Source organism: Aliivibrio fischeri (assembly GCF_009727955.1).
Classification (GTDB): Bacteria; Pseudomonadota; Gammaproteobacteria; order Enterobacterales; family Vibrionaceae; genus Aliivibrio; species Aliivibrio fischeri_A.
In genome coordinates this window covers 55294-72591 of the sequence record NZ_WOBR01000003.1, presented here as the reverse complement: position 1 = coordinate 72591, position 17298 = coordinate 55294, and the positions used below count along the sequence as shown (strand labels likewise).

Sequence of the window (17298 nt, the reverse complement as noted above, 5' to 3'; positions counted from 1 at the left end):
TTTATATAACTAAAGGGATCTTATGTTTTTTGGTTCAAAATTATCTCTATACTCTCTATTAAGAATATTAATAGAGAGGTGTAATTCCGTTAGTAATAATAGTTAAATTGAATTTAAAATCCCTTTTGCTTCTTCAATTAACCATTCAGTTAATGGTTGATTGCGATTTGTTTGATGACAAAATAAGGCAATTTTACGTTGGTAGCTTTGAGGTACAATTTCATGAGGTATCGGTAAAAAGCGAAAATGAGGTTGCATCAAAGCTTGGAGAGTACGCGGCATGACGCCAACATAATTACTTTCTTTAAGTAAATTTGTCATTAACGAAATATCACTTGTTCGTAAATTGATTTTTTTCTTTATTTTAAGATTACGAATTAACTGCTCTGCTTTTGATGGACCTGTAATCCCTCCAGGAATAAGACAAATGGCCAAAGGGTATAAGAGTACGTTTTCAATTGAAGCTTGCTGTAAAGGGTGGTCCTTACTGACTACAAAGGCAAACTCATCACTACCAATTTCTTGTTCTAACAGAGTTTTATTTGTCTCCATCGGTAAATAAGTAATTCCAAAATGTTGATGAGGATTATTTTCTAAACGTTGTGGAGTATCTCCCGCCCAGTGTGAGCATTGAACGGTTAATTCAGGAGCCAGTAACGTCAGTTTTTTTATTAACTGTGAGCCTAATGTTGGAATCAAAGGAGGTGAAATTAATAAGTTCAAATCACCACTCAATTGAGATATATCCCATTGTGTATTATCTGAATAGAGCTTATTTAGCTGAGTCAAAAGAGTAGGAAGCGTCGCTAATATGTTTTCGCATTTGATTGTGGGGGTAAGGTTGTTTTTATCACGAATGAACAAAGGATCATCAAATTGGTCTCGCAATTTTTTTAGCATAATACTGATCGTAGGTTGGCTTAAATTCATTCGTTTTGCTGCCAAAATGGTTTGTCTCTCTTCATTTAGGATGACTAAAAGTTTGAGCAAATTTAGATCATTGTTCTGCATTGGTGTTACCTAACCACTGAGTATTGAAAATAACTAAAGAGAAATATAGCTTGAAAAGAAAGTGAGTTCAGTAACTATGTGAAAATATCGAGATATTGATTAGAAAATAAAATAGAAAGAAAAACAACTTAAAGTGTAACTTATGTTCTTATAGAAAATAAGTCTCATATATAAGGCAAACTTCATCCCTAAGTGAGATCTAGATCGTTGAATTAAATAAAAAGTATAATTAGAAAATGTTTAAAATTTAGGTGATGTTGAGCGTTTTAAATAAATATAAAAAAATCTAAAACGTTTAGATTTTAAAAACTGCATATTTAACAGATAATTATATTAATAATAACATTTAAATTAGTAGATAATTTCTATAGAATAATTTCTTTATTAGGCATTTTTATTTATTTGTTTGCTATAAATGCCTTGGGGTGTCAGTGCTTAAAAGCTTATAATGGCTAAATAAAGGGTTGGTTCAACATATGAAGTATCTTTTTGAACAAATTTTAAAAAAATATAGAGAGAAAAGCGGCGTTACTCAAGAGATTATGGTTGACTTATTGAGTCACAATTCTTCCAAGTTAAAAAAATTAGATAACGTAACATTCAGTCGCTGGGAGAGGGGGATTACTATTCCTCCTTTCAAAAAACAAATTGAAATATATCAATTATTAGGTGTTGATCCTATAGATGAAATAATTGATTTAAATATAGAATTACCAAAAGTAGATAATGATAATCATTTCGTTAGTGATTATTATACTTATGGGAATGATGAATTTAACACGTATGTATTAAATAGAAATACGCTGTCCGGTTTAGATGCAGTTCTTGAAGAAATGGAATTGATAATCGATAGTGATTATTATTTTAAACAACTAATAAAATCAACAGGTAAGAATAGTATTAAGAAAGCCATCGAATCTTTAATGGCTAAATTGAATGCTGAAATTATCATTTGTAAATATAAATCAAGGTTAATTGCCCATTCCATAACTCTTTATGTGACATCGGATTTTTTAAAAGATTTAATGTGTGATGGAGTTGATTATACTAAAATAAAAAGCTATTCATCAAATAATCCGTTAGTTATCTCTTTTTATGCATCAACAAATGATAGTTTAAAATACATATTAGGTCGAATATTAACTAATTTTTTAGATATACCAAATATAGACTCTAAACTATATTTTATTTCTGGTGAAAAAAATACACATAAATTGTTTGTTAAACTAAATTCTAAGATTAAATTTAATGAATTTATTAATGGGAAAAATTATAAGTTATCCGAAGTTACAAAGCTAAATATTAATCACTCAAAAGATGCATTACATTTTCTTGTTGATTTTAGAAGAATGGAATATGAAAAGTAAAATAAATATAATATTAGTTGATGATGTTGATTTTTCAAGGAAAGTAGTTTCATTTATTATTAAGAAAAATTTTAATGAACAGGTTAATATCATAGAAGCCAAAAGCTGTAATGATGTCGTAAATATATTAAACAAAAAAAATCTAATACACGGTATTATAACAGATATAATGATGCCGAATGGTGATGGTCTTGATTTAATCAAGGTACTATCTGATAACAACTATAATATACCTGTTGCGATTGTTTCTTCAGTAAAAGTATCTATTTTAGAAAAGGTAATGGATTTAGCTGAAGTCAGTGGTGTGACTATTGTTAACTCGTATAATAAACCGATTTCATCAGAAGAAGTCATTTCAACGATTGAATTCTTTAATTTAAATAGAATTGAAGATAGTAAAATGTTGTTTGAAGATGTTAAACAAAATGATCTTGTTGAGTTGTATTATCAACCCATCATTAACTTTAAAACACATAATGTTAATGCTGTACAAGTTTCCCCTCATTGGAAAAACCAAAAAACAAGTGCAGTTGCTGAAAGTGTGTTTTTACCAGATATCAATGAGATGAAAAACACCGCAGGGTTTATGAATTTGACATTTACACTGCTTGAACGCGATATTCGAGATAAATTTATCAACCATGATTATACATTCCGTTTGAATGTCAAAGACATCTTAATATGCGATGATGATTTTATTCATCACGTATTCGAAAAAATTGATAAGACTACAAAAGACAAAATAATTGTTGTTGTTGAATTTTCTGATGATGTTTCGTTAGTGGATAAATTAACTACAAATCTCAAAAAACTGCTTTTAGCTGGCGTACGGATTTCTATTGAGTTAGTAGAAAATGATCTGCAATGTAAAATTATAGATAAAGGTTTATCGCTTTCTAATATTTGTTTTGAATATAAAAAGAATGTATTTCATAGCATTGATAAATTCAAAATAAAATATGGGAAGGATATTCCTATAATTATTAGTAATATTCAAAAAGTGAATCAACAAGAAAAATCACTAGAGTACGGATTTAAATGCCTACAAGGTGATTTTATTTCATCGGAAATGAAAAATGATAAACTAGTTAATTGGATTAACGATTATGAATCAGAAGCTAAAAACGTTTAATGTTAAAGATTTTGAAAATGGAACCTCAACCTCTCATCCTAGCGAAGAAGCACATTACTTTAAAAGGATGGTAGTTGAGGGAATAGAGAAAGAATTAGAGGAAATCGAAACAGACGGAGTTAAAGATACCATTCATGCAATAAAAGGGATATCTAGTTATGCTGGGCTCAATAGAATGCATGAAGTATGTATCAGGCTTGAGCATTATCACCAAGCCATGAGATTTACATTAGTAAAAGAAATTCTGCACCGAGAGTACCAAATCGTTGTTAATGATGAACAATTTTTAGCCTAATACCAAAAGCATAGTTGATACTATGCTTTTTTTTGTATTTAAATAAAGACTGATTACATTTAAATATAGATCTTGATCCAGTAATTATAACTTAAACGAGATACTAACACTTTAGTGTTATATATTTATAATTATTATGCTTGATAATACATATAAACAACGCCCTCCCAATAATTTGGCATTTTATTTTATTTTTATAATGTACATGCCTTGTTAGTTTTTTGTACCAACCTTTATTATTTCGTCTCTTTCTTAATACACATAATTACTTTGATTTGTGCGTATTAAATTTTAATAAGTCAGTATATAAACTCTACGAGTTTTAACATTAGAGATAATAAGGTAAAAAACAATGTTAGTTAAGTTTTTCGAATTTTCTAAGAACGCAATCCGAAACTTTAAAAATGATGAGCGTGGCGTTACTGCCATTGAATATGCAATTATTGGTGTAGCTATTTCTGCTATTATCTTATTGATGTTTAATGGAACACTTCAACAAGCTCTAATCGATGCTATTGGTACAATTTCAGATAATATTACATCTGCGAATGATACTGGCGCTTAAATTGCCAGATGAATAATGATTCAATTATATGGTGGACACTATTGTTCGCCATATCATGCATTATTTGTTATCAAGATATAACCAAACGAACTATATCAAATAAATTGTGCACTGTAGTTCTTTTTATTTGCATTTACCTTGTTATAAAAAGTGGTAATTATTCTTCATTATATTATTCAGTAATAATATTTATTGTTGGATTTATACTTTTTATGAGAAAAATGATAGCAGCAGGTGATGTAAAACTTATATCTTCTTTTTTTATCGCAATTAACCAAAATTATCAGTTACTCATATTTACGATCATTCTTTTTGTTGGTGGACTTATTGCTATAAGTATGTTGATTTATAAAAGAATTGATGGGAATTATAACAATAAAATAATGACAGTTCCTTATGGCGTTCCTATTTGTATTGGATGCTTATTTGGTATTGCTGCATCACTCTAAGGTAATTTATGAAAGCTAAAATAATCGTTGTATTAGCAATGATTACTATCTTGTTTGGACTTTATGGTCTAGCAGGTAGTTTATCTATGTTTGCGCCACAAAATATAATAAAACCAAAAGAAGAAAATAAAATTAAAGTTTGGCAATTAAAAGAAAATGTAAATGCGAGAGATGAAATTAACCGACGTTTAGTCTCTCTGGTTCTTCTTCCTGAATCTGAAGCAAATAAACTGAGTTTTTCTGAGGATGTGCCTATTAATTGGAATAGAGGAACAATTTATAGACACGATCTTAAAAAAGGTTCATATATTTCAATGGAGGATTTTATTACTCCAGAAGAAGATAACTATATCGAATATGTAATTGCACCAAACCGTGTTCCTTTCCCATTATCTATTGATTCACCTGATATTATTGGTGGTGTAATAGGAAATGGTAGTTTTGTAGATGTTTTAGCTTTAACTAAAGGTGATGAAGGTCGTAATACAAATAAACAATCTAACAAATCATTATCAATTACACCAATATTCACAAGCATTAAAGTGTTGCAAGTAAAGCGAACGGTTATTCCAGAGACTCGAATCGAACCCCAGAAAGAAGGCATAGTACTTATTCTTGAACTTACTCGTAGCCAAGCTGTTGAGCTTATTGTTGCAAGAGAAGCCGCAAAAATCGAAGTTCATAAATCAATAGGCAATTACAGCGTTGAAGATTTAAAAGCGAATGCTGGTGATGTACTGGATGATTTTAGAGCGGTGACTGAATACCGTGCAAATAAAGTTACTATTAAATAGAGTAAATAAAATGTGGAATAATTATTATCGAACGCTGTTGGTATTAGTTTTATTACCGATATCATTTGTTAGTTTTGCAGGCAATATTATTAATATGTCGAAAGGTGATTCACAAGTCATATTAGCTAATAAAGAAGTCGGTTCAGTTTTTGTCTCCGATCCTAAAATTGCCGATTACCAAGTAATAGAAAAGAAAAAAGTAGTTGTTTATGGAAAGAGTATTGGACAAAGCTCTGTAATGGTGTTTGACCGAGATGGTCATACATTGGCAAATAAAAAAATCATCGTAAATAAAAGTCTTGATTCTATAAAACAATATATAACAGTTAAATACCCTGATGTTGATGTCAATGTGTTCAATATTGGTGATCGAGTGGTATTAAGCGGTACGGTTTCAACTGAACAAGAAAAAGATGAGATAAACAATATTGTAGGGCAACTTCTTGATAAAGATGATGAGACATTCACCTTTGAGCAAGACATGGAAGATCAAGATTATGAAATGCAATTCATGGAGCGAACAGATTACAAAGGGATTGTAAATAATATTGAAGTAGCAACAACAAAACAAGTGAATGTAAAGATATCAATTGCTGAAGTTTCACAATCTTTTTTACAAGAGATTGGAGTTCGATATGGTACTGATCCTAATGTTTCTGGTGTTTTTGTTCAGCCTCTTACACACTTTAGTTCATCGGATATTATGTCGGTAATTACTGCCATTGGTAGCGATACGGTAGGACAAATATTAGCAGAACCAAACCTATCGGTAGTTTCAGGAGAAAGCGCAAGTTTCTTAGTCGGTGGTGAACTACCCAAAGCTCTACACTTGTTGAAACGTTAGCAAAAGCGGGGATCCGCAGTGATCAAATTGCAGGTATAGGTATTACCAATCAGCGTGAAACAACAATTGTTTGGAATAAAGAAACGGGCAAGCCTGTTTATAATGCCATTGTTTGGCAATGTCGTCGTACCGCTGATACGTGTGAAAAATTAAAAGAAGCGGGATTAGAAGAATACATCCGTGAAAATACCGGTCTTGTTGTAGACCCATACTTTTCTGGAACCAAAATTAAATGGATCCTAGACAATGTAGAGGGAGCACGAGAAGATGCAGAAGCTGGTAAGTTATTATTTGGTACTGTTGATACTTGGCTTGTGTGGAAGATGACACAAGGGCGTGTTCACGTAACCGATTATACCAATGCATCCCGTACTATGGTGTTCAATATCAATACACTTCAATGGGATGAAAAACTACTAAAAGAGTTAGATATACCGCTTTCAATGATGCCTGAAGTTAAGTCGTCATCAGAAGTCTATGGTGAAACGAATATTGGTGGTAAAGGAGGCACACGTATTCCTATTGCTGGTATTGCAGGAGATCAGCAAGCAGCGCTTTATGGTCAAATGTGTGTAGAGCAAGGCCAAGCAAAAAATACCTATGGCACAGGTTGCTTCTTGCTGATGAATACAGGGAAAGAAAAAGTAACCTCTCGTAATGGTCTACTAACTACGCTAGCGTGTGGTCCTAGAGGTGAAGCATCTTATGCTCTTGAAGGTGCAGTGTTCATGGGAGGGGCATCTATCCAATGGCTACGTGATGAAATGAAGTTACTAGCGGATGCTAAAGATTCAGAATATTTTGCAACCAAAGTAGACACATCTAATGGTGTTTATGTTGTTCCCGCCTTTACTGGCCTTGGTGCACCATATTGGGATGCATATGCACGTGGTACGATTGTTGGATTAACTCGTGGTTGTGGGTCTAATCATATTATTCGCGCAACGTTAGAAAGTATTGCTTATCAAACTCGTGATGTGATTGATGCAATGCAGGCTGATTCAGGCATTAAGTTATCTGCACTTCGTGTTGATGGTGGCGCGGTTGCGAATAATTTCTTAATGCAATTCCAGTCTGATGTATTGGATGTGGCCGTGCATCGTCCAAAAGTCACAGAAGTTACTGCACTTGGTGCGGCATACCTTGCTGGTTTAGCCGTTGGCTTTTGGAATGGTCTTGATGAGTTAGCAGATAAAGCTGTCATTGACCGTTCGTTTGAACCACATCATGATGAAGAAAAACGTAATCAACGTTACCGTGGTTGGAAACGCGCAGTAAAATGTGCACAATCGTGGGCAGAGTTGCATGATGAAGAGTAATTAATCTACTTTGATTAATAGTTATATAAAAGGAGCACATATATAGTGCTCCTTTTTTATAAATTACTTTTTTGTGACGTAGTTTGTTGTTGTTCATGCTTCTCTAATAATCGAGATGCCTGCTGAATATTAACTTCAAGTAAATTAATCAATTGCTGAACATCTTCTAGCATAGGCATGTTTTTTTCCTTTGTACATAATTCAATGGAGCTTGCTATTTCTACTAAGCGTGAAGCATTGAAATTAGAAGCCATTCCTTTTATTGAGTGTGCATTAAATCGAATTAAATCTACGTCTTTTTTATCAAACGCCATGATGATTTCTGTAATGTTTTCTTCTGATGTATCGATAAATGATTGTAAAAATACACAAATAATTTCGCTATCAGTACCACATATTTCTTGTATTAAAGTCAGTTTAATTTCAGCTTCAGTTAAAGTGTCATCCGAAAATTGATGTTTAGAAGGGCGTCTTAATTCTATGATATTACTGTCTTTTTCTTTAACTGTATATGACGTTCTCTTTTGCTGAATTATCGCATCTTGATGTTGCTTAATTGCGTCAATGAAACCATTTTCTTGTAATGGTTTGGTTAGGACATAATTGACTCCCGCTTTTAGAAAGTTATCATGCGCTTCTTGGAAAACATCTGCCGTACAAGCGAAAATAACGGTTGAGAGTTTTAATTTTTCTCTGATTGCTTTTGTCGCTAAGATGCCGTCCATTACTGGCATATGGTTATCCATAATAATTAAATCGAAATGCGTGTTTTTTAATTTTTCAATGGCAACTTTTCCATTTTCAGCAATGACTGCGCTGTGTCCTAATCGTTGGCAAAACATTTGAGCAACTAATGCATTAATTTTATTATCTTCAGCGATTAATATGGATAGATTATCTATGGAGATAGGAGGGATTGGCTTACTTTGCTGTGAAGATCGAGGATCGTTATTGATTAACTGTTTTGATTTCGTGATTTCAAGAGGTAGGACTAAAGTAAAACAGGTACCTTTTCCTTCAGAGCTGCTGACAGATATATATCCTTTCATGGCATCAGTTAATTGTTTTACGATAGCAAGACCAAGTCCAGTCCCGCCATATTGGCGTGTAGTGCTCGCTTCAGCCTGAATGAAAGGTTCAAATATGTGTTTCAGGCGTTTTTTACGTATGCCTATACCTGTATCTTGAATTTTTATTTGAATGGCTTGCTCGCCTTTAGCTGTTAAAGTATGGCTAAAATTAAGAGTAATACTTCCCTTATGAGTAAATTTAACGGCATTGCTGATCAAGTTAAAAATGATTTGTCGTATACGAGGTTTATCACCGATAAAGATCGTCTTGTCGTTGATGTTATTGTCAATAATGAGTTGGAGTCCCTTATCTTCGCAAATTGATAAATAAGTATTAGCAATAGGGTCAATAACATCAATAAAGTAAAAAGATGCATTATTAATCTCTAGTTTACTCTGTTCTATTTTTGAAAAATCTAAAATATCATTGAGTAAAGAGAGCAAATGATCGCCAGATTCTAATAACATTTTTATTTGTTTATGTTGTTCTACATTTTTTATATTACTTTCAATAATCTGAGCCATTCCCAGTATGCCATTAAGAGGTGTTCTTAGCTCATGGCTCATGGTCGCTAAAAACGTCGATTTAGCTTTATTTGAAACATCGGCTTTATCGGCTGCTTTTATTAACTTATCTTCTAGTTCTTTTTTCTTAGTGATATCCCTTTCAACGACAACATAGTGCATAATATTACCGTTGGTTTTCAAAATTGGAGTTATGGATACATCGATCCAGAATAGAGTTCCATTCTTATGATGATTGGTTAACTCAAAAGAAATGGATGTCCCCGTTTCTAAAGATTGAAGTAAGGTAAAAATATGGGCATGTTTTATTGTATCTAACTGTAAAATAGAAGGGAGATCTTTTCCTTCAATATCCTCTAACCTATTACCAGATAAGGTGGAATAACTTTGGTTTACCCAAGTTAACTTACCTCGTTTATTCATAATGAATATCGCATCATGAGCATACTCGGCAACGAGAGCTAATTTGGTTTTTTCTTTTTCAGAACGAATCAATTCTCTTTTTATCTTTAATGTCTGTATGAATTTATCTCTAAGACGAAAATAAAAATAAAGCGCTATGCTACAAAGTAAAAATAAGGTCGTTAAAAATAATTGAGTTTTTATCGCTTCAGATTGAGTTATCCAATAAGCATTTTGTTGTGTAAGTGTTTGTTTAACCGTATTATTAAAAATACTTTTTTCTTTTACTTTTTGTTCCGATTGAATGCGCTCACGTAGTTTTATGTAGTTGGATAGGCTAGTGAAATTAGAATCGTTGAGCGTAGTGTTTGATAAGGTTTCATTTTTAGGTAACGTTCCATGTAAGGTTAGTTGAGATATTAGATATTTGTCTTCAACATCTTGTATGTTATTTATTAGTTCTTGTTCTAATAAGAAAATAGTATGAGTTGTGTACTCTCTTGATACTTTTAGTCTTAGTAAAGATTCAAGATCTGTCACGATCTCAGCGATATTGGAATAGGTATTTTTAGAAAAGGAAATAGCTTGGTTATTGCTAATGAGAAAAAACTCTAACCAAGAAGAAGTATGACTGCCTTTTAAGCGATTATATAAAAATGATGCTTGTAGTTCACTATCTACGAGTAAAGAAGCATATTCATCATATGCTTTATTATCTTGATGATTAAAATGATAAATTTTTTCACGCGATTGCATGACGTTATTTGAAAGTGTCAAATAAGCTCGTTGATATTGCTCTACTAAGTGGCTTTTTGTGATAATGAGAGAAATTATGATTAATGTGCATGTAATGACAGTGATAAGGCTATAACGAAATAGTTGAGGCTTCATTGCATTAGCTCCTCTAAAATAGTTGGTTTTGGAGCGGTGAGTGTATTTAAGAAAGCACTTATCTCTACAATAGTCATTGGCGAGAGGTCTTGACCTAACTGGACTTTTGCCATGATGGTAATAGCCTCTTCAAGTGTTTGTACTTTACCATGATGGAAATAAGGAGGTGTAATTGCGACGTTACGAAGACTTGGTACCCTAAATACATGGCGATCGTTAATATCACCTGTGATATTAAATCGGCCAAGATCTGCGTTCTCTCCAAAACTATTCTCTAGTTCAGTTAAGTTACCTAATTTTTGAAAAAGATTACCACCAATATTTTGTCCTTGATGACAATATACGCACCCCAAGTTTTGAAATTTGTTCCATCCATTAACAGCAACTTTTGATATTGCTTTATTATCTCCTTTTAAATAGAGATCGAAGGGAGCATTGGGGGTTCTTAGCGTTTTCATGAAATGGACGAGAGCATCTTTAATTGTTATGTCAGAAATGTCACCATCATATGTTTTTTCAAAAAGAAGTTGGTATTTGGTATCGCTATTTAGATATTCAATGATAGATGGCCAACTGTTATCCATTTCTAAAGGATTATGAATCGGGCCTTCAATTTGTTCTTCTAAACTTGCAGCGCGTCCATCCCAGAAGAATCGAGTGTTAAGATCTATATTAAATATGGTTGGAGAGTTTCTTGTTCCTTTTCCATTCACACCAATAGAAATAGGAATTGCTTCTGCACCATTAGATAAAAGTTGATGGCAAGAATCACAGCTGATTTTGCCATTTGAAGATAAATTTGTGTCTATAAATAGGTTAAAACCAAGCTTGATTTTATCTATATCATTTATTGAGTTTTCTGAAATTGTACTTACTACCGACGATAATAAGCGATTGTGGTTATGAATCTTATGGTTAGGCAATTCAATGGGATCTCGAAAAGTAAAATACAAATAGAGACTTAAAAAGCTGACAATAAATAAAGGTATGATCCAACGCCATGGTAATAAAGACACGATTTCTTCCTTGTATAATCAATGCGCTTTAAAAAGTATAGTACAAGTCTTCTCCTTTTAAAGTACCAAAACCAAAGTGTCTATTTTGACAGTATCATATAGAAATGTTCGATTAAGCGTATTAAAGAACATTTGAATTCTATTCATTTTCAATTTGTATGATATTCATTCTAATGACGTATTTTTTATCCATTGTGTTTTCTTTTCCGAACTTTAATTGATATATATCACGCATATTCATCGCAATTATTTCCAATTTTGTGAGCTTCTTTGTACACTTTATTGAGTGAAATATTAAGTTGTTGATTGTTCGTAATTAGGGGAGTAATTCGTGAAGCAATTATCAAGACATCAAGAGATCGTAAACCTAGTACAGCAACATGGATATGTAAGTACTGAAGATTTAGTAGAACAATTTAAAGTTAGCCCACAGACTATCCGTCGTGATTTAAATGAATTAGCAGATGAAAATAAAATTCGTCGTCATCATGGTGGGGCAACTATTCCTCTAAGTTCAGTTAACACAGCCTATACGACACGTAAGGTAATGCAGCTGAATGAAAAGGACACCATTGCAGAGGCATTAGCAAAGCATATCCCTGATGGTGCAACGCTGTTTATTGATATCGGAACTACGCCTGAATCCGTCGCTAAAGCCTTAGTAAAGAATCACAAAGACCTACGTGTTGTTACTAACAATATCAATGTTGCTATGATTTTGATGGCCAATCCTGATTTTAAAGTGATTTTGGCTGGCGGTGAAGTTCGTAATCGTGATGGCGGAATCGTTGGTGAAGCAACATTAGATTTTATTAAACAATTCCGTTTAGACTTCGGTATTTTGGGTATCAGTGGTATTGACTATGATGGTTCACTCTTAGATTTTGATTATCATGAAGTACGCGTAAAGAAAGCGATTATTGAAAATAGCCGTAGTGTTTATCTTGCGGTCGATCATACTAAATTTGGCCGTAATGCGATGGTTAATTTAGGCAGCATTACTGAATTACATATGATTATTACTGATCAAGAGCCACCAGAAGAAATCGTAACTATCTTAAAAGATAATGAGATCCCTTATGAAGTAATTTCAAAGTAGCTCTCATTTTTGACGAATAAACGATCCCTGTTCTTGATTGAGATCAGGGATTTTTTATATCTGTATCACAGTAAATGTTCGAATTCGAAAATATAAAGTGACTCTAAACGAAAGTTAAGTTATCGTATTTTTATCGTAAATCATGTTCGTTCGCTCATTTTGTGTAAAGGTCAAGACTATGAATAATGAAAATCAAACTCATATATCCGATCCAATATTAGACATAATTGTTGTTGGTGGTGGTATTAATGGTGCAGGCATTGCAGCGGATGCGGCAGGTCGAGGTTTAACTGTTGGTTTATATGAAGCATCGGATTTTGCTTCTGCAACTTCATCAGCAAGTTCAAAACTAATTCATGGGGGCTTACGATATTTAGAACATTATGAGTTTCGTTTAGTTTCTGAAGCATTAGCCGAACGTGAAGTGTTATTGGCTAAAGCACCACACATTGCAAAACCAATGCGTTTTCGTTTACCTCATCGACCATTTTTACGCCCTGCATGGATGATCCGTGCAGGTCTTTTCCTTTACGATAATTTAGGTAAACGAACCACACTTCCTGCTAGTCATTCTGTTGATCTTGCTGTCTCTGGTTTACTTAAGAGTGAGATAACAAAAGGTTTCGAATATTCAGACTGTTGGGTCGATGATGCTCGCTTAGTGATCTTAAATGCGATGGCCGCAGAAAAAAATGGAGCTGAAGTTAAAAACTATTGTCGAGTAGAGAAAGCCACTCGTGTTGATAATATTTGGCATGTAACCATTTTTGATGCTCAAACGAATGCTCGCTTTGAGCGTAAAGCTAAAGCCCTGGTTAATGCTGCTGGACCATGGGTAAAACAGTTTTTTGATGATAGCTTAGAAGATGAATCTCCTCGTAATATTCGTTTAGTAAAAGGTTCGCACATTGTGGTACCTAAAATTCATAATGAAGAGCAAGCATACATATTACAAAATAAAGATAACCGAATTGTATTTGTTATTCCTTATATGGAAGATTTTTCAATTATTGGAACCACAGATGTTGAATATAAAGGTGACCCAAGAAAAGTGGCCATCTCTGAAGATGAAGTGAGTTATCTTATTGACGTTGTAAACCAGCATTTTGTTGAGCAAATAAAACGTGATGATGTTGTTTGGACTTATAGTGGTGTGCGTCCATTGTGCGATGATGAATCAGATTCACCTCAAGCGATTACGCGAGATTACACGTTAGAATTAGAGCAAGAGTTGGATCAAGCGCCATTACTTTCTATTTTTGGTGGGAAATTAACTACTTATCGTAAGTTAGGTGAGACTGCGATGAAAATGTTGAATCCATATTTCACTAAGATGGGAACGCCATGGACCAGAAACGTTGCGTTACCCGGTGGAGATTTTGAATATTCTCGTCAACAGTTGGTCGATAATATTTGTAGTAAACATTATTGGTTAGCGAAAGAAACAGTGACACGCTATGTTAATCAATTTGGTACATTAACATGGGCTTTACTAGAAAATGTTGAGTGCCAAGATGATATGGGGCAGATATTTGCACGGGGTGTGTATCAAGCTGAAATCGATTATTTAATTGAAAATGAGTTTGCTAAGAATGAAGATGACGTTTTATGGCGAAGAACTAAGCTTGGTTTATATTTAAATAATGAAGAAAAAGCTACAATAGCGTCGTATATCGAAAGTAATTTAAGCAAACTAAAATAAAATTGAAAAATGTAATATAAATGAAAGCAGCCTATAATGGCTGCTTTTTTTATGTATGTTCATATCCAATATATGAAATATTCATTTCATCGTTATAATAGTAACTTATGTTTTTTGATATGGGATAAGAGTAAGTATAAGAGTACTTATTTCTTGATTTTGATAACATATTGTAAGCGTAAATCATGTCACTATTTTTAACTATACCAAACTGGAAACGTAAAGATATTAAGTCATTTTTATCCACTTTTTTTATTAATAATTTATCATAATCTGGATTGTGAATTATGGTTATCTCATTATTTGAAGCATAACCAAATCCACCTGAATATCCAGACTCTTTAATATACATTGTTTTTTTTGCATAGAAATTATTTTCATTTTTTTTGTCTACGTCAAAATTGATATACAGTTTTCCATTATAATTTTTACTGTTTAATGCTTTTAAATTTACTTGAGCCGATAACGAAAATGTTTGTATTTTATTTTCCAATGATAGGTACTGTGACTTATCGAACTTGATGTTAGACAGTAATAGGCGGATGTCGATTGGTTCTGATTTTTCCTTGAAATAAATACCATTATAAATTTTAGTACACCTGTTATCTTTAAATTTGCAAGCCGATATTGAGATAAAATTATTTTGATTATTTATAAAATATTTAACATTATCATTAAGCTTTACCTCTTTTAAATTTAAGGGAAGTGAGGTTGATGTGATTACTATTTGTTTGTTTACCTCTTGAAATTTAAAGGATTTTATCTTTTCTTGTACTAAGCGAAGATTAGGGTAATCTAGTATTATCAATGACATAATAGTGACAAATAAAACAAGAGATGAGTATTTTATAGGGTACTTGTCAGGGACTAGATATGCTGCTTTATAACCTTTTCCTTTAACCGTTTCAATGGGTTCTAAATTATGAAGAGACATTTTTTTTCTAAGTAAAGAAATAGCTTGTGGTACAACAGAAGGATGACACTCCATTTCTTCGCGCCATGAGTGTTTAAGTATTTCTTCTTTAGTGAAAATAACAGTAGGGTTTTGTATTAGTAGAGATAGGATATTTCGTTCTACTGAGTTTAATTTTATTTCTTTATTGTTTTTTGTGATAACTATTTTTTCATTTATTAGTAATGAAAAATTATGATATTTAATTTTATTAGACATTGTAATCCCTATATTCTAAACGACGTATGATTCTCAAATATGATATTTAAAATGTCTATGATTATTAGAGATTATTTTTAGATTAATTTGATTATATGAGAAGTGATTTTTATTGTTTATTTGTTTTTATTTTTTTTGTTTTTTTTATTTCTAACAATGTCGCATTTATGAGATGATCGAATTTAGGTTACTAATTTAACTGATATATTAATTATGAGGATGTTATATGGAAAGAATCACTCTTATATGTAATTCAATGCAATCGTTTATGGATCTCTGCGAAAATGATTTAGTTACCTCATGCTTTGTTCATTGTACATTTATTGTTGAATTGAGTGATTTTAAGTGGATGGAAAGAAGGCTAAAAGATAAAAGTGGAAATGGTTTATCTGTAACCAAGTTAGTTAAGGATGGGTATTATTAATACCGTAATGTTAAGTATTGAGTAAGAAATACTTGGAAACTGATTTGATAGGAGTAATATCAAGCAATCATTTACAGTGAGATATAAAAATGAAAATCAAACTTCTCTCTATGCTTATTGCTTCTTGTGTTGCCTATTCAGCCAGTGCTTGTACTGGTATTTCGCTTTCAACGACTGAAAATGATTATATTCAAGCACGAACGATTGAGTGGGGACAAAACGATCTTAATAGTAAACTCATTATTTCTCCACGTAATCATGCTTACGTATCAATAATGCCAGACCAAAAAAAAGGATTACGATGGGACTCTAAATATGGTTTTGTTGGTATATCGGTAAGTGATGACCGTTTTATTGCTGATGGTGTTAATGAAGAAGGACTGACCGCAGGTCTCTTTTATTTCAAAAATTATGGTTCATTAGAAAAGTATAATCCAAATGATACTAAGGAAACCATTACTGATATGGACTTTAACCGTTGGATGTTATCGCAATTTAAAACGGTAGCTGAAGTAGAGCAAGCGATTGATAAAATAAAAATTGTTCCAGTATATATTGATGTGAAAGGTAACCCATCACCGACGGCACATTGGCGAGTTGCAGATAAACAAGGGAATAATATCGTAATTGAAATAATGAACAATGGTGAGGTGAATATTCATAAGAATACGGCGAAGGTATTAACCAATGCACCTGACTACCAATGGCAAGTGACTAACCTTAATAATTATATCCATCTAGCACCAGGATCCAGTAAGGGACAAAAAATTAATGATGTTAATGCCTTTTCATTTGGTGTTGGATCAAGTTTCTTAGGTCTTCCTGGTGATATTACACCACCATCTCGATTTGTACGTGCTGCATTTTATGTTAATTCTGCGCCTATTATGAAGACAGAAGAGCAAGCGGTATCTCAAGCGTTCCATATTTTGAATAATTTTGATATTCCAATTGGTAGTGAATTTAGCTCTAAAGAACATATTCCTGATTTACCGAGTGCGACTCAGTGGACATCGGTAATTGATCAAACTAATGGAGTATTTTTCTATAAAACCATGCGAGATAGTAGGGTTAAGAAAGTAGATTTAACTAAAATAAACTTTAATGAGAAAGTAGAAACGAAACGTCCACTTGATTCAGGACGTTTTCATGTAATTGATGTGACTGCTGGATTATAATTTGTTGAAAAAATAAGCTTCATGCGTGGTGAAGCTTATATTTC

13 protein-coding genes and 2 pseudogenes are annotated in these 17298 nt (G+C 32.6%); 11 read left to right on the top strand and 4 right to left on the bottom strand.

Translation table 11 applies throughout. The features are described 5' to 3' along the window. Positions 1 to 102 precede the first annotated feature (102 nt). Entirely contained in the window at positions 103 to 1011 is a 909-nt protein-coding gene (locus GNP81_RS02155; protein ID WP_155674073.1) for a LysR family transcriptional regulator, read from the bottom strand. A 476-nt stretch (positions 1012 to 1487) separates the two neighbouring features. Between GNP81_RS02155 and GNP81_RS02150 the strand changes: the two genes are divergently transcribed. The 8 genes and pseudogenes from GNP81_RS02150 to glpK all read left to right on the top strand — a co-directional run. Beyond that, positions 1488 to 2378, top strand: coding sequence for a helix-turn-helix transcriptional regulator (locus tag GNP81_RS02150; protein ID WP_155670495.1), 891 nt, complete (start codon positions 1488 to 1490; stop codon positions 2376 to 2378). Next, positions 2368 to 3510 (top strand): EAL domain-containing protein, encoded by a 1143-nt coding sequence (locus GNP81_RS02145; protein ID WP_155670497.1) that lies wholly within the window; start codon positions 2368 to 2370, stop codon positions 3508 to 3510. Before GNP81_RS02150 ends, GNP81_RS02145 begins: the two co-directional genes overlap by 11 nt. Then, entirely contained in the window at positions 3485 to 3805 is a 321-nt protein-coding gene (locus tag GNP81_RS02140) for an Hpt domain-containing protein (RefSeq protein ID WP_155670498.1), read from the top strand. The genes GNP81_RS02145 and GNP81_RS02140 overlap by 26 nt, the downstream gene beginning before the upstream one ends. 352 nt (positions 3806 to 4157) lie before the next feature. Next, positions 4158 to 4370 carry a Flp family type IVb pilin gene (locus GNP81_RS02135; RefSeq protein WP_155670500.1) on the top strand — a complete coding sequence of 71 codons (213 nt, stop codon included), beginning with the start codon at positions 4158 to 4160 and terminating at the stop codon, positions 4368 to 4370. 8 nt (positions 4371 to 4378) lie between these two features. Continuing rightward, a complete protein-coding gene (locus GNP81_RS02130; protein WP_155670502.1) occupies positions 4379 to 4819 on the top strand; it encodes an A24 family peptidase in 441 nt (146 codons plus the stop codon). A gap of 8 nt (positions 4820 to 4827) precedes the next feature. Then, positions 4828 to 5613: a Flp pilus assembly protein CpaB gene (gene cpaB, locus GNP81_RS02125; RefSeq protein WP_155670504.1), complete on the top strand. Its 786-nt coding sequence runs from the start codon at positions 4828 to 4830 to the stop codon at positions 5611 to 5613. Between the two features lie 10 nt (positions 5614 to 5623). Beyond that, positions 5624 to 6430, top strand: a pseudogene (locus tag GNP81_RS02120) (pilus assembly protein N-terminal domain-containing protein); the annotation flags it as partial. Next, a pseudogene (gene glpK, locus GNP81_RS02115) lies at positions 6427 to 7776 on the top strand (glycerol kinase GlpK); the annotation flags it as partial. The pseudogenes GNP81_RS02120 and glpK, both read left to right, overlap by 4 nt. A gap of 56 nt (positions 7777 to 7832) precedes the next feature. Here the strand turns inward: glpK and GNP81_RS02110 are convergent. Then, complete coding sequence (locus tag GNP81_RS02110; RefSeq protein WP_155674064.1) at positions 7833 to 10664, bottom strand: PAS domain-containing hybrid sensor histidine kinase/response regulator; 2832 nt, start codon at positions 10662 to 10664, stop codon at positions 7833 to 7835. Next, on the bottom strand, positions 10661 to 11680 hold the full coding sequence (locus GNP81_RS02105; RefSeq protein ID WP_336495463.1) for a cytochrome-c peroxidase: 1020 nt from the start codon (positions 11678 to 11680) through the stop codon (positions 10661 to 10663). The genes GNP81_RS02110 and GNP81_RS02105 overlap by 4 nt, the downstream gene beginning before the upstream one ends. A gap of 331 nt (positions 11681 to 12011) precedes the next feature. Between GNP81_RS02105 and GNP81_RS02100 the strand changes: the two genes are divergently transcribed. Then, a complete protein-coding gene (locus GNP81_RS02100) occupies positions 12012 to 12779 on the top strand; it encodes a DeoR/GlpR family transcriptional regulator (RefSeq protein WP_005422126.1) in 768 nt (255 codons plus the stop codon). 178 nt (positions 12780 to 12957) lie between these two features. Beyond that, the gene (gene glpD / locus GNP81_RS02095; RefSeq protein WP_155674063.1) at positions 12958 to 14481 is read left to right on the top strand and encodes a glycerol-3-phosphate dehydrogenase; all 1524 of its coding nucleotides are present in this window, start codon (positions 12958 to 12960) and stop codon (positions 14479 to 14481) included. Positions 14482 to 14530: 49 nt separating this feature from the next. On the opposite strand, the gene GNP81_RS02090 is transcribed toward glpD, so the two are convergent. Next, entirely contained in the window at positions 14531 to 15652 is a 1122-nt protein-coding gene (locus GNP81_RS02090; RefSeq protein ID WP_155674062.1) for a winged helix-turn-helix domain-containing protein, read from the bottom strand. A gap of 513 nt (positions 15653 to 16165) precedes the next feature. Between GNP81_RS02090 and GNP81_RS02080 the strand changes: the two genes are divergently transcribed. Beyond that, positions 16166 to 17254 (top strand): linear amide C-N hydrolase, encoded by a 1089-nt coding sequence (locus GNP81_RS02080; RefSeq protein WP_155670136.1) that lies wholly within the window; start codon positions 16166 to 16168, stop codon positions 17252 to 17254. The last annotated feature ends 44 nt before the right edge of the window (positions 17255 to 17298 follow it).